Source organism: Brachyspira pilosicoli, from assembly GCF_036997485.1.
Lineage (GTDB): Bacteria > Spirochaetota > Brachyspiria > Brachyspirales > Brachyspiraceae > Brachyspira > Brachyspira pilosicoli_C.
Window position 1 is genome coordinate 487203 of sequence record NZ_JAWLPU010000001.1, and the last position, 23834, is coordinate 511036.

Genomic DNA, 23834 nt, shown 5'->3' on the forward strand with positions numbered 1-23834 from the left:
AATTAAAAATCAGCACCCTCCGCACTCAAAAATCCGTCCTTACCTTTATCATAAGAACTCTTTAATAAATATCCGTAAAAACCTTTAGGATACATTTTTAAAGCTTCGTCTAACTCTTTAAAAGCCTTGTCTGTTTCATTTACTTTCATATATGCCATAGACCTATAAATATAAGCCCTGTAAATCATATAATCTGGTAAATTAGTTGTATCATTTAATGAAGTTATCACAGAATAAAAAGCAGCATTATTATAAAAGCCTAAAGTAGCTATTTGCCACATTCCATATACTTGCTTTGCTCTTATGTTGTTTTTATCTTTTAATAATGCCAAACGAGAATAAGTATACATATCAACTATTACACTATAAGGATATTGATTATTAAAAAAAGCAAGTGAAGTAAAAGAGTTTGCAAAATTGGCATAAGAAGCATAAATATCAGAAGATCCTTTTTTGAAAACTTTATCTTTTTTAAGATTTTTATATATCTCTCCTAAAGTTTTATAGTCCTCTTCAAAAGTTCCGCTTGCAATAGACACATTAGCCCAAAGAGTGTAGCATTCTATACTTAAATGCATTTTCTCTTCTTCGCTTAAATTGCTGTTTTTAACTCTATTTAAAATATCCTTAGCTTCGCTCGTTCTTACAAGTCTTGCTCCTGAATGGTATTCATTATTTTTATTATCTATTTCTTTTAATATAGCATTAGCCTCGCTTGAAATCTCTCCGTATAATCCGCATAAAAAGAAAACGTTAATAAAAATCAAAACAATAACTCTAAACATTTTAATTTCCTTATTTTTATTTATTAAACTCAAGCAATTATATATATTAAAATTTTTAAGTTTATAAAAAGTGTTTTTTATATTTTTATTATTTGTGGGGACTAGCCCCCACACCCCCACTTCTTTTGGTGACCCAAAGAAGCAAAAGGACTGCATTTATATACAAAATATAGGCCTTATTTTATACATATTCCAAACATATAAAGCTAAAAAACTTGCACTTTTTGCAACTTTGACGAAGTCCGCACAGCGAAGGCGGGAAAAAGTTGAATAAAAAACTTCTATGACAAAATATAATTGTTTAGCCATATACTAAAAATTATATCTCATTAATTTATCAAACTTTTTCTAAATAATAAAACTATAAATACTATAGCTTTATATGATTGTAATACATACTAATATATTTAATTATATCTTAATTAAACATTCCTTTTCCTTTAGCATTCATATCGATAACATTCTTTATAAAAGCTCCCTCTGGAAATATATCTTTTGCCATCTTCATATATTTCTCATAATTAGCTTTATCATTATTCTTAAAATAAGCCTGTGAAGTCCATAAATAAACTATATGTTTTTCCCATTTCTCTTTAGCATTGCTTTCTGCTTTTTTAAATATTGGAAGCGATTTATCTATTCCGCCACCTACAAACTCAGGACTATAAGCTGTAAGTATTGCTTTACCTAATAGCGAAGGAAAATGATTAGCATTAATTTTTAAAGCATTATCATATATCTCTCCAGCCTTGCCAGAAAGTTTTACAACCTCATTAAATGAAGAATAATTAATAGCTCCGCTCATCACATCAGCAACAGAAGCCATATAATCAGCATCTTTTTCTGTTAATAATGGAGTATTCTTTTTTATATTATCATTCAATAATTTATAAGATTCCCTTTTACTTTTAGGATTCATATATATTTCCATAAGTAAAATAAGATTCTCATAGGTTTGTTTTTCTGTCTTTCCATAATTGCCGTTTTTTATTTTTTCTATAGCCTTATATAAATCACCCTCTTTATTGGTATTAGCCATATAATAAAGATTATAAAGCTCATTAAAATCTCTGCTGTACGAAAAAGCTGAAAAACTAAAAATCAAAGTTAAAAATAAAACTGTAAAAATCTTTCTCATTATAAACCCTCCTTAAAATACTATAGTGCTGATTATCAAATTCATAACCAAACTATTATTATTATCAACACCGAAAGTCAATTGTAAAGGTGTTGAGCCGTAGAGATTATAGCCTATTCCTCCTCCTACAACATATAATAAGTTGCCTTTATCAATACTGCTTTCAAAATATTTTCCGTATCCTACATTTCCAAAAGCAACTAAGTATATATCATTAAAACCAGAAGGAAGAAATCTCATAAAAAACTTATATTCAAGATGAACAAATGTAAGAAAGTCCATATTTTTAAGATGTGCTTCTAAATTACTTAAAGGCATCATCATAAGAGAGTATAAATACTTAAACCCTATAGAATATTTTTTCTCGCTATTATCAAAATAAGCACTATATCCTATATAAGGCATAATTCCAAGCTCGCCCCAATAATGAAAAAACGAATAAGGCATACTAGCTGAAACATTATAAGAATACTGCTTTTCATTAGGTATAATACTCGCACCCACTCCAGCATTAAACTTTAATTTATTAACTCCGTCATCAACAAATGTAGAACTTAAACCAATATTCTGATTAATCTTAAATATAGAACTTAATCTATAAACCTCTCTCTCAGAAGTTAATATTTTGCCTATATTCATTCCATAATAAATACTTACATTATCAAAAGAATAACCTAATTTTAATTGTCCGTAATATTCCAAATCTTTATAATTGAATGTAGCAAATGGAGGAGTTATTCCTTGTTTGTAATTCAAATCTATAAAAAATCTTCTGTATCTGTATTCCATTCCAGCATTGGCAAATATTCCAAATGATGATTCTGCACCATAGTCAAAACTTATTCCTACACGCGGAACATATACAAAATGTGAATTCTTTTTATATGCATATCCTAAATCAACAGAAAATGGAAACCCAAAATAATTATAACTATAATGAAAACCTGAGTTTACAAAATCATTCTGAGCAAAAAGGAAACTTGACAATATAAAAAATATTAATAGCAATTTCTTCATAAAACGCAACTCACATATATTCAACTATATTAATATTATAACAAAAGTATTATGTCTGTCAATATACTTTGTATAAAATATCAATATTTTTTATCTTTTATATTCAAATATGCTGCTTCTAAACAAATAATAATCTGCAATTATAGAAATAGTCCAATTTAATATACCAACAAAAGGCCACATAAACCACAAATAATTATTATATTTATATGTAATAATATTTACAATAATCATTATCACAGAATAAATTACAACAGCAATAATAGAGTTTTTTAAATTAATTTTATATATATCATAACTATACTTTCTTATTTTAGGCTTTATATTATCAGAGAAATTCCAAAAAGAATAAATCACTACATAAATAAATAATACCAAATAAAAATAAGGCATAGTAAGTTTATAACCTATTTTAGTAGTTTCATTAAAAAAAGTTAAACTATCTACAATCACACCAAAAATAAAAGCTAAAAGAGCTGTAGAAAAAGATGATATTAAAACTGTTAATATTTTTATATATAAATTATGAACAACCTTTGCATCTTTGCTTATATCTTCAAAAACTTCATCAATATCGCCAAGCTCATCTATAGATTTACTGCAAGCCTCTTCATATTTCATTCCATTTTTAACATAATGCTGAACTTTAGAATTAAGCATATCTTTTATTTCATCTAATTGCTCAAGAACTTCTTTAGTATTAGGGTATTTCTTTTTAATATTTTTATAAAACTCATTAATATTCATCATTATTTCCTATTAATATTTTTATCAGAATTTTTAAAAAATCTATAAAAGAAAAATACGGTCAAAGGCCAAGATAAAAAGTATATAATAACAAATACAAACCAAATATGATGCGGAGTAAAAAATATATTAAATATAAATACTGCTATAGATATAATTAAAAAACCTATTATGGAATATTTTAAATTTATTTTATAATCATTATAAGTATATTCTACTGTTTCATATATATTACGCATATTAATAAACTGTATAATTGTAGTTAAAAAAATAACAATAATTCCAGAAATAATAAAAAATATACTTGGAACTAATGAATTATTTACATAAGAGAAAAATGATATATTATTATTTTTTAAAGATATAAAGCATAATAATAAACTTAAAAAAGCCACAGTAAAAATATCAATAATTCCAGCAAATAAATATAATTTAGATTTATTAATAATTTTTGCATCCTTTGATAATTCCTGAAGAAGTGAATCCGCATTTCCAAAAGATTTAAGTGCCTTTTTAAAAGCCTCCTCTTCGCTTTCATTTATATATTCTTCACTTTTCATATACAAATAATTTCTAAGCTCTTCAATTTGCTCTCTAATTTTTTGAGTATTAGGGTATTTATTTTTTAATTCATTACAAAAATCATCTATCATAATATTTTATCTCTACATAAAAACATTTATTCAATATCAAGAAGTTTATCTATTATCTTTTTAGTGAATATCCATATTTCTCTCTCTTCCTGTAAAAACTTTTTGCCTTCTTCTGTAATCTTATAATATTTTCTTCTTCCTCCCTGACTCTCATCTCCCCAATAGCTTTCTATTAATTTTTTACCCTCAAGCCTTCTTATAGCACTATATAAAGTCTGCCCATTAATTTCATATTCTCCATTAGTTTTATCAGTAATTAACTTAGAGAGCTCATAACCGTAAGAATCATTATCTTTCAAAAAATGCAAAACAACAGCATCTATATGACCTCGTATGATATCACTTTCTATATACATTAATTTTTATCCCTAAACTAATTGTAATTTATTTTTTAAAGTAAAATAAATACACAATTTTGTCAATAAGACTTAAGAAATAATTTTTATTTATCAACATATCTGAAAGTGTTAACGGCAAGAATCAAAGCAATTATTAAACAAACTAAAAGAACTGCTAAACCAATAAAATACGACTGAAAATCAAAATAATAAGCTCCCCTAAAAGCATTTAAAAAATATTGAAAAATATTTAATCTGCTTAAAAGCTTCACTACACTTGGAGCATTATATAAAGAATAATATCCGTCACTCAAAAACATAGAGCCCATTAAAATAATATTATATAATATACTCGCAGTTTCATTATTTTTTACCAAACTAGAAACAAAGAAACTTATAAATATATAAAGCAAAGATGCCAATATAATTACAGGTAAAAATAAAAGCACAGAAACAAAAGAAAACTCTAATCTAAAAAACAAAGCACATACAAAAAATACAAATAAACAGCTTATAACAGATATAATCACCCAAGCACAAGAAGAACTTATAATATATTTGTGTAATGGAAGAGGTGTTACTTTAAGTAAATTATATACGCCCCTTCTTCTTTGGGTTAATACATTAAAACTTGTAGTCATAAAAGAATATGCAAGTACGCTCACACAAGTCATAGCAGTAAGTATATGAATAGTATAGCTCTCTGTATTAAATAATATTCCCAATGCTATTATTGTAACTATTGGGAAGAAGATAGACCAAAATATAAGGAAAGGGTCTCTTATAGCTTTTTTTATAGTGAGTTTAAATATAGTTTTCATAATTATTAATAATTAGATTTATGCAAAATTAAAATATTACAAATTAAATACGTGTTTTTCAACTTTTACGAAATCTACACAGCAACCAAATAGAGTACATATTGGTGCATATCCATGGGAAAAAGTTGAACAAATTTAAAAAAATTATTATACACTAATAATTAGTAATATGCAGGTAAACTTTCTCCAAACTATCAAAATTATACTTCTTCAAAAGTTCCTCTTTACTGCCGCTTTCTAATATCTCTCCTTTATATAAAAATACTATTTTACTCGCTATATCTTCTACCTCCTCCAAATCATGAGAAGTAAAAAGTATAGTCTTATTATTTTTAGCAAGTTCTAATATCATATTTTTTATATTATATCTTTCTCTCGGGTCTAAACTCGCAGTAGGTTCATCAAATATAAGTAAATCAGGGTTTTGCATAGTAGCTATCATTATAGCAAGTTTTTTCTGTTCGCCTCCTGAAAGCTTTATAGCTGGAGTTCTTGAATTAAGACTGTATTTATTAAGAATATTTTCTATTTCTTCATCGCTTATCTTAATATCATAAAGAGCTGAAAACATTAATACATTGTCTTTTACATTGTATCCTTCAAAAAAAGGTGTTGATTGCAATTGAAGACCTATATGTTTCTTATAATCTTCTATATTAATTTTTAATTCACCCTTATCAGCTTTTAATATTCCAAGTAATATATTAATTAATGTAGTTTTACCAGAACCGTTTGGACCAACAAGCGCTATTACTTCACCTTTATTTATATCTAAACTTACATCTTTGAGAATGATATTTTTATTAAATTTTTTTTCTATATTTTTAACACTTATTAATACTTCTTCCATTAATACCAACTCTTTTATATAATAAAAAACTATAATTATTAAAACAACATACATTAAAAAATGTCAATGCTGCTTATATATAAAAGCCTGCTGCATCATAACAATGCAGCAGACGTTCTAATTTATTATAAAAAATTATAATAAATTAGTTGTTAGTTGTAGTTGTTATATTAAAACAACAAGAACAACAACAAGAGCAGCAACATCCTCCAGGAGTCAATACCGCAGATTGGCTCTTTAAAGAACATGTTGTGCGTAGTTTTGAAGAATATTTAACCATATAACAACTCCTTTAGATGTATTTATATTAAACTCTTTAATAATTAAAGAGAGTAATACCACTTTAATATATTCCAATATTTTCAAACTGACCAAAGTAGTATATCGTAAAAAAAATATTGGAAAACATTGGTGCAATTAAACTATTTGTATATTCAAAAGAAATAGCATTAATAGCTGTAATAATAAAACAAGAAACTATAAAAATTAAAGCCTCCTTGAAATTATTAAGCCTTAGTATTTCTTCAAAAGAAAATAATAAAGCAACTACAAGAATTATAAAAAATAAATTAAACTCTTGAAATTGATTTTTAATAGATAAATATATTATCCCATTAAAAAATAAACATTTAATTACACTCGCTAATAATATTAAAGTCCACTTTTTATTATTTCTTGAAGAATATAATAAATTAATAGGAGCAGACGATAATATGTTGCTAAATATAACATTTCTTTTTATATTTTTGTCAAATAAACTTATAATTGCTAATATTATTTCAAAGACAGAAATAACTGCAAAAATATTAATAAAAATATAAACAATATATTTTCTTTCTTCAAAAAAATATAACAAAATATTTTGTTTTTGCAAAAAACTAAGAATAATTGCAAATATAATTATAAAAAACCAATATATATAAGTGCTTATATAAATATAAATATCATCATGAGCTTTTTTGGAATAATTCATAAAGTTAAAACATAAATTATTTATAATATTTGTATAATTTAAGAATTTCATTATACTTCCTAATATAAAGCATATTATAATATAAGGTATAAGTTTTAAAAATATCAATTTATATCCTCTCTTTTTTTGCTTAATATATATAAAATCATATTTTGGGAAAAATGAGTAATAGTAGGTATTATCACGCTAAAAGAAGAATATACAAATAACAGAGAATATATTATACCCACAATAAACTTTTGAAATACAGCATTTCTTCCAAAATATATATGATTAATAGAATACATAAAACCTGATATTATGATAACAGTAAAAATATTTAATTCTAATATATTATATAAAATATTAAAGAATACCTGTCTAAAGATAATCTCTTCGCAAATAACACCTATCAATATAATTATAATATCAAAAAAAATATTATTTTTATTTATAATTTCATGAATTGATATTTTTTTTATCCAAAATTTATATTTAATAAAATGAACAATAATAGCTTCAATTATCTCTATAGCAATGCATACAAAAGACATAATAAAAGCTAAAACAATAAAATAAATATTAACATTATAATTAATATTTCCAACATACCCTGTAAAAAATGCCATTATTACAAATAAAAAATAACTTAAAGTATTAGGCAAAATACTGCTTATTTTTCCAAGATTTAATTTAAAAAATACACCAATTAAAGAGGTAGGAAAAGAAACAGCTATTAATACAAGAATAGCACTAAGGTAATGGGTGTGGAAATTCATTGTTTGAAATTCCTCCATTTTTAATTATTCTAGGATGCCTACTATATGGGAAAGCAGGCATAGACATTTGCACAAGCTCTGGAATATAAACACGCATTACATTCAAATCTTTATCAGCTATTTCAGTTGGAGTAATATCCAAATAAACTGCATATTTTGAAATATTATAAAGACCATTAAATAAATATTCCAAATCTTTATCAGTATTTTCTTCAAGATTTTCATATTTTTTTAATTCAATTTTTTCTGTAACTTTGCTGTTTATGAATTTAAGTTTTTTCTCTTTATCATCTAAAGAAGCCCAATAATTAACATTGCTGTCAAGGTTAAGATAAGTTTTTTGATACTTAGTTTCCAAATAATCTGCAGGCATTGATAAAGGGCCATTGATATTTAATGTAAGTATAGCCAAAGCCTCCATAAAGGCTCTGTATATAACTTTTTTAGGATTAAGCCCAGAAGAAGCCCCCACCACAATATATGGACTTTTTTCGCTTTTGTTTATAAGCATCACGGTAAAAACATAGCCTAATTTTTTATCAACAGTATAATCAAACACCCTTATTTTATAATCAATATCTTTTAAAATTGTATTAATAGTCTCATTAAGAATATCATCATCAATAATAACTTCTTTAACCTTGCTTTCTGTATACCATTTTATCATACAAGCATCGCATTCTATAATTTCAGTTATAGCAGATTTTAAAGCCAATTTAATATTTTTATGGCTCGCACTTCCCTTAGAAAATCCTCCTATAAACACTTTTTCATTTTTATCTCTTCGTATTATATGCGATAAAAAGAAATTCTGTGCCGGTACATAATACTCTTTTTCCTTATCAAACAAAGAAGGAAGAAGCACCCAAGACAATATATCATCTTCTGTGATATTTTCTAACATTCCTATGCTGTTTAATTTAGTGCAATCTTCATCGCTGTATATTTTAACATATTCAAAAGGTATTACATTATTAGGATATTTTTCTTTTAATTGATTATAGGAAGCATATTTTAATTTTTCTTCAAAATACAAATTTGCTGTAAATAATGCATATCTCTCAACACCTTCGCCTAACAATCTAATAACAGCTTCATCTCTGTAAATACCATAACCAGAAAGATGATAATTAACTTCAGCATTATCTCCCAATAATATTTTATGATAATCCGGAAGCATAGAGGTACAAGTATTAATATTTTCAGCAATGACAGAATTAGCCTGCATCACAATAATAGAATCCATAATACCAGTCTGATGTCCGCAAATAGAATTGTATTTATTTAAAACATTTTTATGGCTTGGGTAATATTTAATCATAAGTCTTCCATTTCTATATAATTTATTAAAAAATAAAATATTTTCAATTATTTAATCATTTTATTATCACTTTGCTTGAAAACTTTTCTATTATTTCTTTTGAAGAAGTATACATTTCATTATATTTAGCCTTGCTTATATGCCCGCATGCCGCACAGAAAGGCACTCTTAATAAATCCTGTATTTGGATTTCTATAGAAGGTATGTAAACATTAATAACTCTTCCTGATAGTTTGCATTTTCCTATAGTGGCAAATAAAAAAGCTTCATATAACGCAAGCGAAGTAAATGTTTGCAAAATAGGAGTTATATAAGTTTTTTTATTATTTGGTTTTGAATTAATAGTTTGTTTAACAAATTTGTTATAAACTGATAAGCTTTCATTTCTTGCAATCACTCTATTTTCAAAACATTCATAGCATGCTGTTTCTTTTGCTTTTATAGTGGTGATATTCAAAAATGGCCCGTCTAATATTGATATAATCATAGGAATTGATTTTTCGAGTAAAAGCCTATTAATATTTCTAAGTAAATTTAATCTTGGCTTCTCTACACTTACAACTACACAAGATATATCATCAAACAACTTTAATAATTCTTTTTGCTTTTCAATATATTCTATAGCATCAGTAGTATCTGTGAGATTTGCCTTTTCTATTTCTTTTATGTCATCAATATCCATCATAACAATATTCATATATAAATCTTCTGACATTAACTTAGCATAATCTTTTAGCCTCTCACTATCTGTTATAAACATTACTTTATTTTTTTGAACCTTGCTTTCATCTGGTATATCATAAAAATATTCTCCTATAAGCTCATACACCATATTAAGCATAGTGTTCTCATCATACTCTAAAAACCTATTGCCTATAAGCGAAGATATAATTTCATTCAAAAAATCACTGTCTTTTTCATCAAGAGAAAATTTCTTAACTACATTATCAAAAGAAACTAATTTATCATCAAAAAGTTCTTTAGCAATAAATATTAAAGCTTTTTTTACACTCTCTCTCAAATCATTAAGCTCTAAAGAAGCCTCTTCAAAATTCCATATTCCCTTTCTAAATCTAATCTCATCATCAGAATTAAAGAATATGCTCGCATTATCATAAAGTTTAATATTTTTTTTAGCCATTTTTAATAAACCTACCATTTATTTTTTTATAATAACAATTATTTTGAAAGCAAAGTTAAATGTACAACATGATTACTCTGTCCGTCTAAATTTAATAACTCTTCAGATAAAGTTTTATTAAATCCTCCAATATCGCATGCTAAAATACCGCTCGCAGCCGCAGTAAGCTGTATATTTTGTGCAATCTCGCCTGTCTCTATTAATGCAAACTGCAAAGCCATATCCCCATATTTTCTAGTGTTTTCATATATGCTATAAACATAGTAAACAGATAAAGCCGCCTTTCTTAAATCTATCTCCCCTCCAAAAACATTATTTTTATAGTAATTTTCTAAATCATCATCATTAAATAATTTTATCTTTTCAAGCGAATGAGTAAAAGGCATATATTTGTATATACCCTTTTCAAGATTATTTATATTAAGCGCCGCAATATACAAATAAATAGGATAAAGTCCTCCGCCTGAAGGAGCGGTGCGAAGCTTAGACATATATTTATCACCAAAAGTTATAGTGCTGTATTCTTCTTTGTTAAAATTGAAATCAAAATCTCCAGAAATTCCATCTCCGTAATAAAGCAAAGTAGACAAATCGCTTAATGTTAATGGCTTACCATTAAAATCTCTCCTGCTTCTTCTTGACCTTATAACTGAACCTATAGGAGCATTAATATTTTTATATGGAGGAAGTTTTATAGCATTTCCTTTTTTATGAACCTCTTCCTCAAGTAACACTCTATTACTTAAAGCAGCATCTATTGGAAATGATGAATAACTTGTTACATTAAACATTGTTGATAAATCTATTGATGATTTCTTTGAGTTTAATAAATATTCTTCACTTATATTTCTATTTACTTCAGAGTATATTAATCCTCTATAAGAAGATTCTGAAGTTTTTATTCCTATAGTATCAGCATACATAGAAACAGGTATATTTGAAGAAAAATTTACAACACTAAAAAGCAATGGTATCTCTCTTGATTCTAATTCTTCTTTACTTATCTCTATTTTTTTAATATCTTTTTTCTTATTTTTCATAATAGACACATAACATTCCTTTTTTATAAATTATATCTCATATATAATACTAAAAAAAAGTGTTTTGTAAAATTAAAAACAAAATGTAGAAAAAAAGCTAGACTTTAATAAAAAAGCCTAGCCTTAATTAAATAACAATTATCTTTAATTATTATTTCGCGTTAATAGCATCTATTATCTCAGCACACTTCATGTACATTCTAGGAATATGGAAAGGTCCTTTATACATGTTACCTTTTAAGTCTGTAGATATTCTTCCATCTCTATGAAGATAGCCATACCATTCACCGTATTCTGTGTCGATGAATTTTTTAGTGTATTCCTTAACCATATCATGCTTCTCTAAATATTTACTATCTTTAGTAAAGTAATAACAATATAAAGCAGCAATGGCAGCTTCTGTTTGAGGCCACCAGAATTTCATGTCATGGTGATATTCGCTTTTAGGCTTTCCAAGTACGTCCATATATTGAATAATTCCGCCGTACTCTTTGTCCCAGCCCCATTCCCACATCCAGTCAAATATTTTAAGTCCTAAGGCTTTTAATTTTTCATCATGTCCTCTCTCAATAGACTCTCTTAATATAAACCAAGATGATTCTATAGCATGACCTGGGTTTAATAATCTGCCTTCAAAATGGTCTTGCAAAGTGCCGTCAGGATTGCATTGTTCTAATACTGCTTTTTTATCTTCATATAAGAATAACTGAATATTAGAAAGAAGATTATCTATGTATTTATCATAATAATCCTTATTTTCTGGGTCTGCTTTTCTTAACTCCTGAACAGTAGCAAGCATTATCATAGGAGGTCCGAAAGCTATAGTAGGCCTGTTGCCTGCATCAAATTTTGGTATTAAAAGTCCTTCTTTTTGATAGCGGTCTATATTATCAAGTATCTCTCTTGCCTTTTTAGCGTAGCTTTTATCTCCGCTTGCCCTTGAATATGCCGCCATAGCTACTAAGCAGAATGTTTCAGAATAGTAGTATCTTAATCTTTTTATGATGGGCTTACCATCTTCAGTTACTCTGAAATACATCCTCCCGTCACCTGCTTTATCAAAACAGTATTTTTCTAAGAAGTCTATACCAGATTTTGCAGCATCAAGATACTCCTCTCTTTTTTCAAAGTCAGCATAAAGAGTAGAAAGCACCCAAGCAAATCTTCCCTGAAACCATACAGATTTATCGGTTTCTATTAATGCCCCTTTTCTGTCTAATGCAGTGTAGTATCCGCCATGTTTCTTATCAAGTCCGTTTTTAAGCCAAAATGGTATAATATTATCTTTTAACATATGAAGATATTCATTTTTAACTTCGCTTAAATTACTCATAAAAAATCCTTATATCTATTTTTTTATAAATTATATGTTAATATTAACCTATCAATCTTTTAAATCAATAAAATTTTTTTCTTTTTATTAAAATATAGTATTATTTAATATAAAAATGATTATATTATTGAAGGTAATTTTATTTATGGATAGAGATGATTATAAAGAAATCCCAGAAGAAGAAATAGAAATATTAGGTAAAGACGGAATATACAGAAAATATTCAGAATATAAGCAAAAAACTGAAAAGAAAAAAATAGTATATTGGATTCCATTTATTTTAGCTTTAATATATGTATTATCCCCTATTGACATAGTACCAGATAGAATACCAATAGGCAAATTAGATGATATATTTCTGCTATCTATTACGTTTTTTTATGCTATAAAAAAATCTAATTTTGTACGAAACCAATTTTTAAATATGATTATAAAAAATATCATATTATCAACAACTATCACGCTATTTGTTTTAATGGTTATTATATATATAATAGCTTTTCTTATTTAATAGAAAATATATTTTATTATTTTTCAAAATATTATATCAATAGTTTATATAATTATGTATATATTATTATAAAAAAGTATATTTTTTTGATATATTTCTAAAAATATTCATAATAGATATTGATTAAATTATACTTAATTTATACAATATATAGTATAGGAATATACATAAATATTAAAAATCATGAGGAGGAACAGATGAATAAATGTGAAGGTATATTATCTGCTCTAATGACTCCATTTAACAAAAGTGGAAAATTAGATGAAAAAGTATTGAGAAAATACATAAGACATAATATTGACCGTATGAAAGTTAATGGCTTATATGTTGGCGGCTCTACTGGAGAAGGTTTATTAATGTCTAAAGACGAAAGAATGGCTGTATTTGAAATTACAAAAGAGGAAGTTAATGGGAAAATACCTCTAATAGCACATGTAGGTACATTAAATCTTAATGAAGCTTGTGAAATGGCACAAAAGGCAGAAGAATTAGGATATGATTTAATATCAGCTGTTACTCCATATTATTATCCATTTTCATTTAATGACATTAGCAAATATTATAATACTATTTTGAAGGAAACAAAAAAAATTCCTTTGGTAATATATTTTTTGCCAAGTCTATCAAACAACAGTATATCATTAGATGATTTCGGAAAACTTTTTGAAGATAAAAGAGTGATGGGTATCAAATACACTTCATCAGATTTATTCTTATTAGAAAGATTAATACAAAAATTCCCTGATAAAATGATGTGGGCAGGTTTTGACGAATTATTAATAGCTTATGCTTCTTATGGTTTAAGGTCAGGAATTGGTTCTACATACAACATACAAGCTCCTTTAGCAAAAAAAGTAATAGATGCTGTTGAAAATAAAGATTTATCTAAAGCTTTAAAAATACAGCATGATATGAATGATATAATCAAAACTTTATTAAGTGTAGGTATATATCCAGCACTTAAAGAATGTATTGCTTTCTATGATTCTTCAGCAGTTTCTTATTGCAGAGCACCTATGGGTTCAAAACCGCTTGGTAAATCAGAGAAAAAAGTATTAAAAGATATGTTTGATAAATATTTATCTAAACTATAATATATACTCAAGAGTGTTATTTTTAATACAATCTTATTTTAATTAATTTTTTATAAAAGGAATTTATATTATGATATTAAAGCCAATAAAAAGTGAGTTCAATCAGAATTTCCATGATACTATATGGAAAGCTAAAAATTATATTAGAGAGCATTATGAAGAATTAAAAAAATTGCCTAACGGAAAACATTTACTTGACAAAGAAATATGCGAAGGGGCTTTTATCAATGTTACAGAATATGATAACAAAGATAATCCTCCTTGGGAATCACATTTACAATATGTAGATGTTCAAATTATTTTTGAAGGCTCTGAAGATTTTATTATAGCAAACACTTCAACATTAAAACCAAAAACTTATGATGAAGCTTCAGATTATCATGACTGGGAAGGAGAAGGAACTGTTCGTTTAACTTTATCTCAAGGAGAAATGCTTATACTTCTTCCTTATGATGCTCATAGAGTAGGACTTCCGCCAAAAAGCGGTAAAAATCACGTAAAAAAAGCTATAGTTAAAGTTCCATACAAAGCTTAAAAACTATACTTTCTTAAAAATAATTAACTTTTTTATAAACAAATATTTTAATAATAGGAGAAAATTATATGGCTTGGCATTGGTTTGACTGGATAGTCATCGGACTATATTTTGTCGTAATGTTTTTTATTGGTATGTTCTTTGCTAAAAGAACAAAATCTACAGATGATTATTTCAAAGCTGGAGGAAGAGTTCCTGCTTTGGTAACAGCAATGAGTATTTACGCTACTGCTTTATCATCTATTTCGTTTATTGCTATACCTGCTTCTGTTTATAATAACAGCTGGCTGCTTGGTATGGCTCCATTGGGAATCATTTTAATGGTATTATGGGCAGCATACACTTTTGTACCTTTCTTTAGAAGAGTTAATGTTACTACTGCTTATGAATATTTAGGAAGAAGATTTGATAATTCTTTCAGACTTGTTGGTAGTTTAACATTCATACTTTTCCACGTTGTAAGAATGGCTATAGTAATTTATCTTCCTACATTAGCTATACAACAAGTTGTGCCAACATTAAACCCAGTATTAATAACTATTGTAGTATCAATATTCTGTGTTGCTTATACATCTATGGGAGGTATTGAGGCAGTATTATGGTCTGATGCTATACAAACTGTTGTACTTCTTTTGGGTGCTTTCCTAGTAATTATAGTAGGTTTTTCTTCTGCTCCTGAAGGTGTAGGACAAGGCTTTAAACTTTTAGCTGATGACGGTAAAATTATAAGCCCTGATTTCTTCTCTTTAGATTTAGCTAAATCAAGTATTTGGGTTATGATAGTTGGAGGATTCGTAAACTCTATTTATTCTTATGTAGGAAGCCAAGACATAGTTCAAAGATATGCTACAAACAAAGATGAACATGAAGCTAAAAAAAGTTTATTTATGAATGTTCCTTTACTTTGTACTAGTATTGTAATATTTATAGGTATGGGTTCTGCTTTATATATTTACTTCCATTTTAAAGCTACTTTACCAGAAAACATTAACGGTAATGCTATACTTCCATACTTTATAGTAAATGCTTTACCTGTTGGTATATCAGGACTTGTAATTGCTGCTATATTTGCTGCTGCTCAGTCTACAGTATCTTCAAGTTTGAACTCTGTTTCTACTTGTATGACTGCAGATATTTTAGAATATTTCAAATCTGGTATGGAAGATAAAAGCAAACTTAAATTTGCAAGAATTTCAAGCTGGATAGTTGGTATATTTAGTACACTACTTGCTATATACTTCATCTACAATGGTCAAGGCGATATGTTCTTATATTTCCAAGCTATTACTGGTCTTTTGGGCGGTCCTATAGCTGGAGTATTCTTAATTGGTATATTCTTTGATAAAGTAGAATCTAAAGCTGTATGGATTGGTTTTATAGTTTCTGTAATAATTGCATTCTATGTCAGCGACCCTGCTGGTATGCTTACTAAGTTTATACCTGGTTACGTTAAACCAAAAATCTTTGAGTTTATGTTATCATTTATAATTATAGGCTCTAGTGTAATAGTATCTTTTATAGCTTCTTTCTTCTTTGGAAAACCAAGCGAGGAAAAAATAAAAGGTTTAACTTACTCTACTACTATTAAAAATCAAAAATAATAGCGGTGTATTGTGGTTTATTGCAAGGAAATAAAATGAAAAAATTATGTTTGATATTATCTACTATATTTGCTGTTGGATGTTCAAATAATACTAATACTTCTTCTAATAGCAATGCAAATGTATTAGATTCTAAAACTGATAAAAAAATAGTTTGGGAGATGGGCGGACGTTTACCTGCTCAAACTGGAATGGATAAGAATATTGGTACTGCTGGTTTATTATATGGTTCTTTAGAAAACAAATATATTGTTGTTGGAGGAGGTGCTAACTTCCCTGAAGAATCTGTACTTAACGGCGGAGCTAAAAAAACTTATTCTGACATTTATATGCTTGAAGATAAAAACGGAACATTAGAAGTTGTTGAGCATATTAATTGGGAAAACGAATTAGGATATGGGGCTTCTGTAACTGTTACAAATGGGATATACTATATCGGCGGCTCTTCAAACCCTGAAGCTGATGATGATATATTATTTATCACATTAAAAAATAATAAATTAAATGTTGAAAAAATAGGTGATTTACCTTTCACATTACAAAATGGTGTTGCTGTTTATAAAGACAATAAATTATATATTATCACTGGTAAACAAGCAGGAAAAGGAAGCGACAAAGTTTATGAGTATGATTTAGCTACAAAAGAGACTAAAGAATTAGCCCCTGTACCTAATCAAGCAAGCAGAACTCAAGCTGTTGCACAATTACTAAACGGCAATATATATGTGTTTAGCGGCGGAGATGCTACTGCTTATACCGACGGTTATAAATATGATTTTGCTAACAACACTTGGGAGCAAGTTTCTGATGTAGCTCTTAACAATGAAGGAATATCTTTGCTTGGTGCTGTATCAGTTAAACTTAATGAACAAGAAATGCTTGTTATAGGCGGTTTTAACAAAGCTGTTTATGATGATGCTGTTTATAATTTAGGAAATCTTCAAGATCAAGCATTGGCTGATTTTAGAGCTGGTTATTTTGGTGCTGACCCTTATGAATTTGATTGGAACAGCAAAATATTAATTTATAACTGTGAGTCTAATACTTGGAAAGCAATAGGAGAAGTTCCTTTTGATGCTCCTTGCGGAGAGGGTTTAATATTAATAGGAAATAAAATATATTCTATTAATGGAGAAATTAAGCCGGGTGTTAGAACAGACAAAATGTATGTAGGCACTATAATGGCTAAATAAAGATAATTAATAAAATTAGTAATTTATTAAAGGGTTTTATCTATAAAAGGTAAAGCCCTTCTTTTTTTATTAATTTTATTAAAACTATTTTAAACATAATGTAGCCCAGAAAGTAGGAACATTATATTCATGAAGCAGTCCTTCTCCGTTGGTGTCTTCATAAATATCAATTAACTTAAATCCGCACTTTAACTGCCCTCTTATCTGCTCTTCTATGGTGTGAGAAAATTGAATGCCGTCATTTTTACTTAATAACTCATCTAATAATTTTTTATCTTTTAGCGGATTAAAAGGAAGTTTATATTTAATCTCTTTACTATTTTCATCAAATAAAAAATTAATTCCATTATCGAGCCCAGACATAAGCCTTCCGCCTTTTTTTAATACTCTATAACATTCACTCCATACATGAAAAACATTCTCCACATAACAATTAGAAACAGGATGAAAAATCAAATCAAAGCTCTCATCTTCAAAAGGAAATTTTTTTGTCATATCATATTTTATAGCGTTTATATTATAACCTTCTCTCTTTGACACAAATACATCATTATCTATCTGTTTTTGAGAATAATCTATTAATGTGCATTTAGCTCCCAAAGCTGCAAATATTGGCATCTGCTGTCCTCCTCCAGAGGCAAGCCCCAATACATTTTTATTTTCCAAATTTCCAAACCATTCTTTAGGAACATTTTTAGTTGGTGTTAAAAGCATATCCCAATTTCCATTTTTAGCTTCTAAAAACTTCTTATTGGTAATAGGAACACCCCATACCCAACCATCTTCAACCCATTTATCTATAGTTAAAGAATTAATTTCTGTATAATCCATGTAAAACCTTGTTATTAGATTATATTATTGTGTATTTATTGCTTTGTGAAAACTCCGCTCTTGCCGTCTGCTTGAACAGTTGCTGTAGTATTACTTGTAAACACAAGATCAACTGAGAAAGTTTTACCAGCAAATGTTGTGCTTGCAGAATAATGGTCATCGCTATGCTTTGTAATAAGGGCTGCAGAAACACTAATATTATCATATTTCAATGACCCATCAGAATTAATAATAACCGTCTTTCCTATAAGTTCACCTTCAGTACAAACCCAAGTACCTTCATAATTTTTACTTATTCCTAATATATTATCAGTTTTACAGCCTATTATAACAATACTTAAAATAATTAAAAATAATAAAACTAATTTTTTCATTTTTTACAAACTCTCCTTAATTATTATATACTAATACAATAATATATTTATAGCAATTATTTTAAATAGATTTTTTCTGATTTTTAATATATAATGTTTTCAACAATATAAGGAGCTAAGAATTATTATAAATTCTTTTTTAATTTTATTATGATAAACAAAATAAATAAAATGCCTACAGCCCTCACAGGTTTAGCACTTGGCGTAGGCGGTATATTCAACGCTTGGACTATCTTTACAGGAAAAAAATATTTTGCATACATTGGAGCTTTAATATCATCTGTATTAATACTCACAATAATTACAAAAATATTTTCATCTTTCAAAGCATTTATTAAAGATTTAGAGCATCCAGTTGCAGGAAGTACAATACCTACTTTAGATATGGCTATTATGGTAATATCAAGTTCTGTAGTACAATTTATAAGACCGCTTGGTATTGCTATGTGGCTTATAGCTATAGTGATACACACAATATTTGCAATCACTTTTATAGCTCATAGAATAAACTTAAAAGACAGACATAATATGGTGCCTAGCTGGTTTGTTCCGCCTATTGGTATAGTTGTAGCTTCTGTTAGCGGAAGTGCTATGGGTTTTCCTACTTTATCGCAGTATATAGTTTATATAGGCATGGTTATATATATAATAATGTTTCCTTTTATTTTCTATAGAATCATTTTCCATGAACCTTTAGCTGAAGATAAGTTTCCTGCTTTCGCTGTAATGGGAGCACCTGCTAATTTATGTTTATGCGGATATTTAACTGCATTTCAAACATACAACACTGCTATACTTAACTTATTTTTAGCATTAGGCTTAATTACAACATTTAAAGTTTATTTATCTTTAATAAAAGCTTTTAGAATAAAGTTTATACCGTTATTTGCAGCATACACTTTCCCTCTTGCAATAGGTGCACAGGCTCTTTTGAAATTTGCTAATTATTCAAAATCTATGGGTGGAGAATATTATTACATATGGAGATATGTTGCTATAATAGAGCTTATAATTGCTAGTTTGATGATATTATATGTATTTTTAAATATGATGTCTTTTATACATTTCAATGTTATAAAGGATAAGGAATAAAATATAATTGATAGTGTTTTGTTATAATATTTATTTTTTATAAATGTAATAATTATTTTTTACAGTAAAATTATTAAAAAACTAAATTAATAAGTATTTATATTGTTTTGGTCTAATATTACGTATGTAAAATATAATTAATATTGTTCTCTTAACTTGCACTTTTTGCAACTTTTTGCGGCGGGAAAAAGTTGAATAAAAAAACTTATTATATATTTTAAAACTTTTAAATCTATTAATTTTGGTTTTTATATTTTGGGGACTAGTCCCCAAACCCCTACTTCTTTTGGTGACCCAAAGAAGCAAAAAGACTGCATTTTTTAGTCTAAAATAAAGGTGTTATCCTATAGTTTATACATATTCATAATATATTAGCTATAGTACTTGTATTTTCGTGAAGTGTGCCCAAAGGGCAAAAACTTTTTGACGAAGTACGCACAACAGTTGGGCAAAGCCACCACAAATAAAAACTTTAAATTTTTAGTATACTAATTATTCTCTTTTAAATAATTAATAAATCTCTCAGGCAAATACACATTACTATATTCTAATGCCTTTCTAAATAAAGGAGCTATCTCTGATACTTTAAAACCCGCTATGCCGCAGCCTATCTCTGTAACAAGAAATTTTTTGTCTTTGTTTTCTATAGTAAAATCTAAAAACTCATCAACATACTTTTTTATTTCATCAATGCTCATTTTTCCGCTTCTCGTATAATCAACCGTAGGAATAGCAAAAGTTTTACCCTGAAGACCAAAAGCTTTGCCATATATAGCACCCCAATTCATAGCCATTCTTGCAGCTCCTCCTGCATGCATGCCTTCTGTGTTGCTTCCAAATACAAAAACTTCATCTTCTTCTAATTTATCAATATGTTTTGCTGATACTCTCATAAATATAAACCTTAATTAATTATAGCTTCATTAAACCTAAAATCTATTCTATAAGTTAAAGTAGCCTGGTCATGAACAGTTTTTAATATGGCAGCAAGATCAACAAATTTATTAGCAGTAACATATTTGTCTAATATCACCTGAACCTGATAGCCCCTCGGATAAAGTATCAAATCCTTTCCAAAAGCATTTATCTCTGAAATAAGATTATATATATCATAATTATTAGTTTTCAATTCATATAAAACGCTTCTTAAATATTTTGTATAATCGTTTTCTATTTTTTCGTTTGTTGAAGTGATAGTTAAACCTGTAATATAAGGTACATCATAATTATAAATAGATGAATTTCTTATAATATATCCGTCATCAGTAATTTCGTATATACCATTTTGCGACTCTGCTAAAAATAAAGTCTCTCTCTCTTTTATATTAACAATAAGTAAATCTGGAAAAGATATTTTTATGCTCTCTACTTGAAGCCTGATATTTTTTTCTATTCTCTGTTTTATTTCTTTTTTGGGTATAAAAAATAAACTTTTATTATTATAATCGCTCAAATTAGCTTCTTCTATTATAGTAATAGGTGCTATTAATTTAAGCCCTCTTATCTCAACTCTCAAAACTTTCGCTTTGTTGAAAATAAAACCAATACCAATAATAAATATTATTAACAAAAAATATAATACTATTTTCTTTATTAATTTTTTTTGCTTTTGACTTAATTTATTTTTTTGAAGCTTTTTTCTTAATTTGCTTTCATTAAAAGTTTTATTTTTCATATTTAATTTTGGGTTTTAATTTACTTCGCATCCAGCATTAAAGCCTCTTTCTGTTACCATAAGAGAAAGAGTCTCTCCATTATCTGCCAAAAGAAGCATACCATGTGAATTAACACCTCTAAACTTTTTAGGTTTTAAATTAGCAAGATAAAGTACAGTCTTTCCAACCATCTCCTCTGGCTTATAATACTCAGCAATAGAAGAAACAACAACTCTCTGCTCTCCTCCGCCTATATCAACTACAAACTTTAAAAGCTTATCTGCATTTTCAACCTTCTCAGCAACAACTATTGTAGCAGTTAATAATTCTAACTTCTCAAAATCTTCTTTTTCTATATAAGGCTTATGTTTATCTTCTTTAGGAGGATTAACTTCTTTTTTATTTTCTTCAGAAGAAACACCTATCTCTTTTTCTATATCATATCTATTAAATAAAGGCTCTCCTTTTTCTATCTTTATACCAGCCTTTAAAGACCCCCATTTCTTAGCATCTTCCAAAGGAACACTGTCGCCAAGACCTAATCTATTAAATACCTTTTTAGGAGTCTCCACAAAAAATATTTGCAAATAAGCAGTTACTATATAATATGCTTGAAAAGATATATACATAACATTAGCTAAATGGTCTCTTTTAGTTTCATCTTTAGCAAGATTCCAAGGAGCACTCTCTTCAACATATTTGTTTACCATTTTTATAACTTCCCAAATATTGAATAAAGCATCTTGAAACTTAAAAGAATCTAAAGAAGATTCCACATTAGCATCTAATGTAAGCACTGCCTTTTTTAATTCTCTCTCTCTATCAGAATAAACACTCTCAACCTCTTCTGGAAGAACACCGTCAAAATATTTTCCAAGCATTGTAGTAATTCTATGCCATAAATTACCATAATCATTAGCCAAATCGCTATTAATTCTTTTTAAGAAAAGCTCTTGTGAATAGAATCCATCGACACCAAAATTAATCTCTCTCATAAGGAAATATCTTAAAGCATCAACTCCATATTTATCTATTAAAGTATTAGGATCAACAACATTTCCCCTGCTCTTACTCATCTTCTTACCATCATCAAAAAGCACCCAGCCATGGCCAAACACCTTTTTAGGAAGAGGTACATCAAGCATTTTAAGCATTATAGGCCATATAACAGCATGGAAACGAACTATCTCTTTACCAACAAAATGAACATCGCAAGGCCAATATTTTTTATATAACTCATCTTCTTCACTATACCCTAAAGCTGTAATATAGTTTGATAGAGCATCAATCCATACATATATGCTGTGCTCATTATCTATAGGGCAAGGTATACCCCATTTTAACCCCTTACGAGTAACAGCTAAATCTTCAAGACCAGGAAGCAAAAAGTTTTTAAGCATCTCATTTTGTCTCTCTTTAGGCTCTAAAAACTCAGGGTGTTCTTTATAATAATTGATAAGCCAATCTCCAAACTCAGAAAGTTTAAGATAATAACATTCCTCTTCTTTATACTCCAATTCTTTCTCACAATCAGGGCAGTAACATTTTCCATCATCTTTTTTTACAACCTGACTCTCTGTAAAAAACGCCTCGTCGCTTACACAGTAAAGACCTTTATATGAACCTTTGTAAATATATCCTTTATCATAAAGCTGTTTGAATATATTTTGTACTCTTCTTTCATGATAATCATCTGTTGTTCTTATATAATGATTATAATCTATATGAAGTCTTTTCCATAATTTTTTTGTAGCATCTACTATATTATCAACATATTCTTTGGGAGTAGTTTTAGCTTCCTCTGCTTTTCTTTGAATCTTCTCTCCATGTTCATCAGTACCCGTTAAAAAATAAACATCATAACCCATTATTTTTTTATATCTCGCCATAGTGTCTGCCGCTATGGTACAGTAACAATGCCCTATATGTAAATAATCTGAAGGATAATATATTGGAGTTGTGATATAAAATTTTTTGTCTGTCATTTATTATTTCTCCCTAAAACTATGCTTAGACAATTATACTAAAATAAA

25 protein-coding genes are annotated in these 23834 nt (G+C 27.7%); 6 read left to right on the top strand and 19 right to left on the bottom strand.

The genetic code is table 11. The features are described 5' to 3' along the window. Positions 1–2: 2 nt before the first annotated feature. From R4I97_RS02090 to R4I97_RS02155, 14 genes are all read right to left on the bottom strand, one after another. On the bottom strand, positions 3–785 hold the full coding sequence (locus tag R4I97_RS02090; RefSeq protein ID WP_335783484.1) for a hypothetical protein: 783 nt from the start codon (positions 783–785) through the stop codon (positions 3–5). A gap of 418 nt (positions 786–1203) precedes the next feature. Next, positions 1204–1926, bottom strand: a complete 723-nt coding sequence (locus R4I97_RS02095) for a hypothetical protein (RefSeq protein ID WP_335784050.1) — start codon at positions 1924–1926, stop codon at positions 1204–1206. 9 nt (positions 1927–1935) lie between these two features. Continuing rightward, positions 1936–2940 carry a hypothetical protein gene (locus R4I97_RS02100; RefSeq protein ID WP_335783485.1) on the bottom strand — a complete coding sequence of 335 codons (1005 nt, stop codon included), beginning with the start codon at positions 2938–2940 and terminating at the stop codon, positions 1936–1938. Between the two features lie 90 nt (positions 2941–3030). Next, complete coding sequence (locus R4I97_RS02105) at positions 3031–3687, bottom strand: permease prefix domain 1-containing protein (RefSeq protein ID WP_335784051.1); 657 nt, start codon at positions 3685–3687, stop codon at positions 3031–3033. A gap of 2 nt (positions 3688–3689) precedes the next feature. Beyond that, entirely contained in the window at positions 3690–4340 is a 651-nt protein-coding gene (locus R4I97_RS02110) for a permease prefix domain 1-containing protein (protein WP_335783486.1), read from the bottom strand. A gap of 26 nt (positions 4341–4366) precedes the next feature. Continuing rightward, entirely contained in the window at positions 4367–4696 is a 330-nt protein-coding gene (locus R4I97_RS02115) for a PadR family transcriptional regulator (RefSeq protein WP_335783487.1), read from the bottom strand. Positions 4697–4782: 86 nt separating this feature from the next. Continuing rightward, positions 4783–5499, bottom strand: coding sequence for an ABC transporter permease (locus R4I97_RS02120; RefSeq protein WP_335783488.1), 717 nt, complete (start codon positions 5497–5499; stop codon positions 4783–4785). A gap of 154 nt (positions 5500–5653) precedes the next feature. Beyond that, positions 5654–6349, bottom strand: coding sequence for an ABC transporter ATP-binding protein (locus R4I97_RS02125; protein ID WP_335783489.1), 696 nt, complete (start codon positions 6347–6349; stop codon positions 5654–5656). 343 nt (positions 6350–6692) lie between these two features. Beyond that, positions 6693–7430 carry a hypothetical protein gene (locus R4I97_RS02130; protein WP_335783490.1) on the bottom strand — a complete coding sequence of 246 codons (738 nt, stop codon included), beginning with the start codon at positions 7428–7430 and terminating at the stop codon, positions 6693–6695. Continuing rightward, the gene (locus tag R4I97_RS02135) at positions 7427–8080 is read right to left on the bottom strand and encodes a CPBP family intramembrane glutamic endopeptidase (RefSeq protein WP_335783491.1); all 654 of its coding nucleotides are present in this window, start codon (positions 8078–8080) and stop codon (positions 7427–7429) included. Before R4I97_RS02135 ends, R4I97_RS02130 begins: the two co-directional genes overlap by 4 nt. After that, entirely contained in the window at positions 8055–9401 is a 1347-nt protein-coding gene (locus R4I97_RS02140) for a YcaO-like family protein (protein ID WP_335783492.1), read from the bottom strand. Before R4I97_RS02140 ends, R4I97_RS02135 begins: the two co-directional genes overlap by 26 nt. Before the next feature lie 55 nt (positions 9402–9456). Next, positions 9457–10542 (bottom strand): streptolysin associated protein SagC, encoded by a 1086-nt coding sequence (locus tag R4I97_RS02145; protein ID WP_335783493.1) that lies wholly within the window; start codon positions 10540–10542, stop codon positions 9457–9459. A 38-nt stretch (positions 10543–10580) separates the two neighbouring features. Further along, on the bottom strand, positions 10581–11591 hold the full coding sequence (locus tag R4I97_RS02150) for a SagB/ThcOx family dehydrogenase (protein ID WP_335783494.1): 1011 nt from the start codon (positions 11589–11591) through the stop codon (positions 10581–10583). A 142-nt stretch (positions 11592–11733) separates the two neighbouring features. Beyond that, positions 11734–12915 carry an AGE family epimerase/isomerase gene (locus R4I97_RS02155; RefSeq protein ID WP_335783495.1) on the bottom strand — a complete coding sequence of 394 codons (1182 nt, stop codon included), beginning with the start codon at positions 12913–12915 and terminating at the stop codon, positions 11734–11736. A 145-nt stretch (positions 12916–13060) separates the two neighbouring features. Here R4I97_RS02155 and R4I97_RS02160 point away from each other — a divergent pair, with 145 nt between their 5' ends. From R4I97_RS02160 to R4I97_RS02180, 5 genes are all read left to right on the top strand, one after another. Continuing rightward, entirely contained in the window at positions 13061–13426 is a 366-nt protein-coding gene (locus R4I97_RS02160) for a DUF1232 domain-containing protein (protein ID WP_335783496.1), read from the top strand. Between the two features lie 197 nt (positions 13427–13623). Then, the gene (locus tag R4I97_RS02165) at positions 13624–14520 is read left to right on the top strand and encodes an N-acetylneuraminate lyase (protein ID WP_335783497.1); all 897 of its coding nucleotides are present in this window, start codon (positions 13624–13626) and stop codon (positions 14518–14520) included. Positions 14521–14590: 70 nt separating this feature from the next. Next, positions 14591–15055, top strand: coding sequence for a YhcH/YjgK/YiaL family protein (locus tag R4I97_RS02170; protein ID WP_335783498.1), 465 nt, complete (start codon positions 14591–14593; stop codon positions 15053–15055). Between the two features lie 68 nt (positions 15056–15123). Further along, positions 15124–16656: a sodium:solute symporter gene (locus R4I97_RS02175; protein ID WP_335783499.1), complete on the top strand. Its 1533-nt coding sequence runs from the start codon at positions 15124–15126 to the stop codon at positions 16654–16656. Positions 16657–16691: 35 nt separating this feature from the next. Beyond that, the gene (locus tag R4I97_RS02180; protein ID WP_335783500.1) at positions 16692–17849 is read left to right on the top strand and encodes a cyclically-permuted mutarotase family protein; all 1158 of its coding nucleotides are present in this window, start codon (positions 16692–16694) and stop codon (positions 17847–17849) included. Positions 17850–17933: 84 nt separating this feature from the next. Here R4I97_RS02180 and R4I97_RS02185 read toward each other — a convergent pair whose 3' ends face one another. Both R4I97_RS02185 and R4I97_RS02190 read right to left on the bottom strand, forming a co-directional pair. Further along, the gene (locus R4I97_RS02185; protein ID WP_335783501.1) at positions 17934–18680 is read right to left on the bottom strand and encodes a class I SAM-dependent methyltransferase; all 747 of its coding nucleotides are present in this window, start codon (positions 18678–18680) and stop codon (positions 17934–17936) included. Between the two features lie 35 nt (positions 18681–18715). Next, the gene (locus R4I97_RS02190) at positions 18716–19054 is read right to left on the bottom strand and encodes a hypothetical protein (protein ID WP_335783502.1); all 339 of its coding nucleotides are present in this window, start codon (positions 19052–19054) and stop codon (positions 18716–18718) included. Positions 19055–19204: 150 nt separating this feature from the next. Between R4I97_RS02190 and R4I97_RS02195 the strand changes: the two genes are divergently transcribed. Next, entirely contained in the window at positions 19205–20146 is a 942-nt protein-coding gene (locus R4I97_RS02195) for a TDT family transporter (protein WP_335783503.1), read from the top strand. A gap of 488 nt (positions 20147–20634) precedes the next feature. Here the strand turns inward: R4I97_RS02195 and R4I97_RS02200 are convergent, their stop codons facing one another. The 3 genes from R4I97_RS02200 to metG are packed head-to-tail and all read right to left on the bottom strand — an operon-like array spanning position 20635 to position 23786. Beyond that, a complete protein-coding gene (locus tag R4I97_RS02200) occupies positions 20635–21039 on the bottom strand; it encodes a hypothetical protein (RefSeq protein WP_335783504.1) in 405 nt (134 codons plus the stop codon). Between the two features lie 11 nt (positions 21040–21050). After that, positions 21051–21821 carry a cell division protein FtsQ/DivIB gene (locus R4I97_RS02205; RefSeq protein ID WP_335783505.1) on the bottom strand — a complete coding sequence of 257 codons (771 nt, stop codon included), beginning with the start codon at positions 21819–21821 and terminating at the stop codon, positions 21051–21053. Positions 21822–21836: 15 nt separating this feature from the next. Next, positions 21837–23786, bottom strand: a complete 1950-nt coding sequence (metG, locus tag R4I97_RS02210; RefSeq protein ID WP_335783506.1) for a methionine--tRNA ligase — start codon at positions 23784–23786, stop codon at positions 21837–21839. Between the last annotated feature and the right edge of the window lie 48 nt (positions 23787–23834).

What these genes read in the sequence shown, in the direction of transcription:
- R4I97_RS02165 (WP_335783497.1), top strand. Translation starts at nt 13,624, where the DNA reads ATGAATAAATGTGAAGGTATATTATCTGCTCTAATGACTCCATTTAAC.
- R4I97_RS02155 (WP_335783495.1), bottom strand. Translation starts at nt 12,915, where the DNA reads ATGAGTAATTTAAGCGAAGTTAAAAATGAATATCTTCATATGTTAAAA.
- R4I97_RS02120 (WP_335783488.1), bottom strand. Translation starts at nt 5,499, where the DNA reads ATGAAAACTATATTTAAACTCACTATAAAAAAAGCTATAAGAGACCCT.
- R4I97_RS02200 (WP_335783504.1), bottom strand. Translation starts at nt 21,039, where the DNA reads ATGAGAGTATCAGCAAAACATATTGATAAATTAGAAGAAGATGAAGTT.
- R4I97_RS02205 (WP_335783505.1), bottom strand. Translation starts at nt 21,821, where the DNA reads ATGAAAAATAAAACTTTTAATGAAAGCAAATTAAGAAAAAAGCTTCAA.
- R4I97_RS02195 (WP_335783503.1), top strand. Translation starts at nt 19,205, where the DNA reads ATGATAAACAAAATAAATAAAATGCCTACAGCCCTCACAGGTTTAGCA.
- R4I97_RS02160 (WP_335783496.1), top strand. Translation starts at nt 13,061, where the DNA reads ATGGATAGAGATGATTATAAAGAAATCCCAGAAGAAGAAATAGAAATA.
- R4I97_RS02090 (WP_335783484.1), bottom strand. Translation starts at nt 785, where the DNA reads ATGTTTAGAGTTATTGTTTTGATTTTTATTAACGTTTTCTTTTTATGC.
- R4I97_RS02105 (WP_335784051.1), bottom strand. Translation starts at nt 3,687, where the DNA reads ATGAATATTAATGAGTTTTATAAAAATATTAAAAAGAAATACCCTAAT.
- metG (WP_335783506.1), bottom strand. Translation starts at nt 23,786, where the DNA reads ATGACAGACAAAAAATTTTATATCACAACTCCAATATATTATCCTTCA.
- R4I97_RS02115 (WP_335783487.1), bottom strand. Translation starts at nt 4,696, where the DNA reads ATGTATATAGAAAGTGATATCATACGAGGTCATATAGATGCTGTTGTT.
- R4I97_RS02190 (WP_335783502.1), bottom strand. Translation starts at nt 19,054, where the DNA reads ATGAAAAAATTAGTTTTATTATTTTTAATTATTTTAAGTATTGTTATA.
- R4I97_RS02100 (WP_335783485.1), bottom strand. Translation starts at nt 2,940, where the DNA reads ATGAAGAAATTGCTATTAATATTTTTTATATTGTCAAGTTTCCTTTTT.
- R4I97_RS02145 (WP_335783493.1), bottom strand. Translation starts at nt 10,542, where the DNA reads ATGGCTAAAAAAAATATTAAACTTTATGATAATGCGAGCATATTCTTT.
- R4I97_RS02170 (WP_335783498.1), top strand. Translation starts at nt 14,591, where the DNA reads ATGATATTAAAGCCAATAAAAAGTGAGTTCAATCAGAATTTCCATGAT.
- R4I97_RS02135 (WP_335783491.1), bottom strand. Translation starts at nt 8,080, where the DNA reads ATGAATTTCCACACCCATTACCTTAGTGCTATTCTTGTATTAATAGCT.
- R4I97_RS02110 (WP_335783486.1), bottom strand. Translation starts at nt 4,340, where the DNA reads ATGATAGATGATTTTTGTAATGAATTAAAAAATAAATACCCTAATACT.
- R4I97_RS02180 (WP_335783500.1), top strand. Translation starts at nt 16,692, where the DNA reads ATGAAAAAATTATGTTTGATATTATCTACTATATTTGCTGTTGGATGT.
- R4I97_RS02175 (WP_335783499.1), top strand. Translation starts at nt 15,124, where the DNA reads ATGGCTTGGCATTGGTTTGACTGGATAGTCATCGGACTATATTTTGTC.
- R4I97_RS02125 (WP_335783489.1), bottom strand. Translation starts at nt 6,349, where the DNA reads ATGGAAGAAGTATTAATAAGTGTTAAAAATATAGAAAAAAAATTTAAT.
- R4I97_RS02185 (WP_335783501.1), bottom strand. Translation starts at nt 18,680, where the DNA reads ATGGATTATACAGAAATTAATTCTTTAACTATAGATAAATGGGTTGAA.
- R4I97_RS02140 (WP_335783492.1), bottom strand. Translation starts at nt 9,401, where the DNA reads ATGATTAAATATTACCCAAGCCATAAAAATGTTTTAAATAAATACAAT.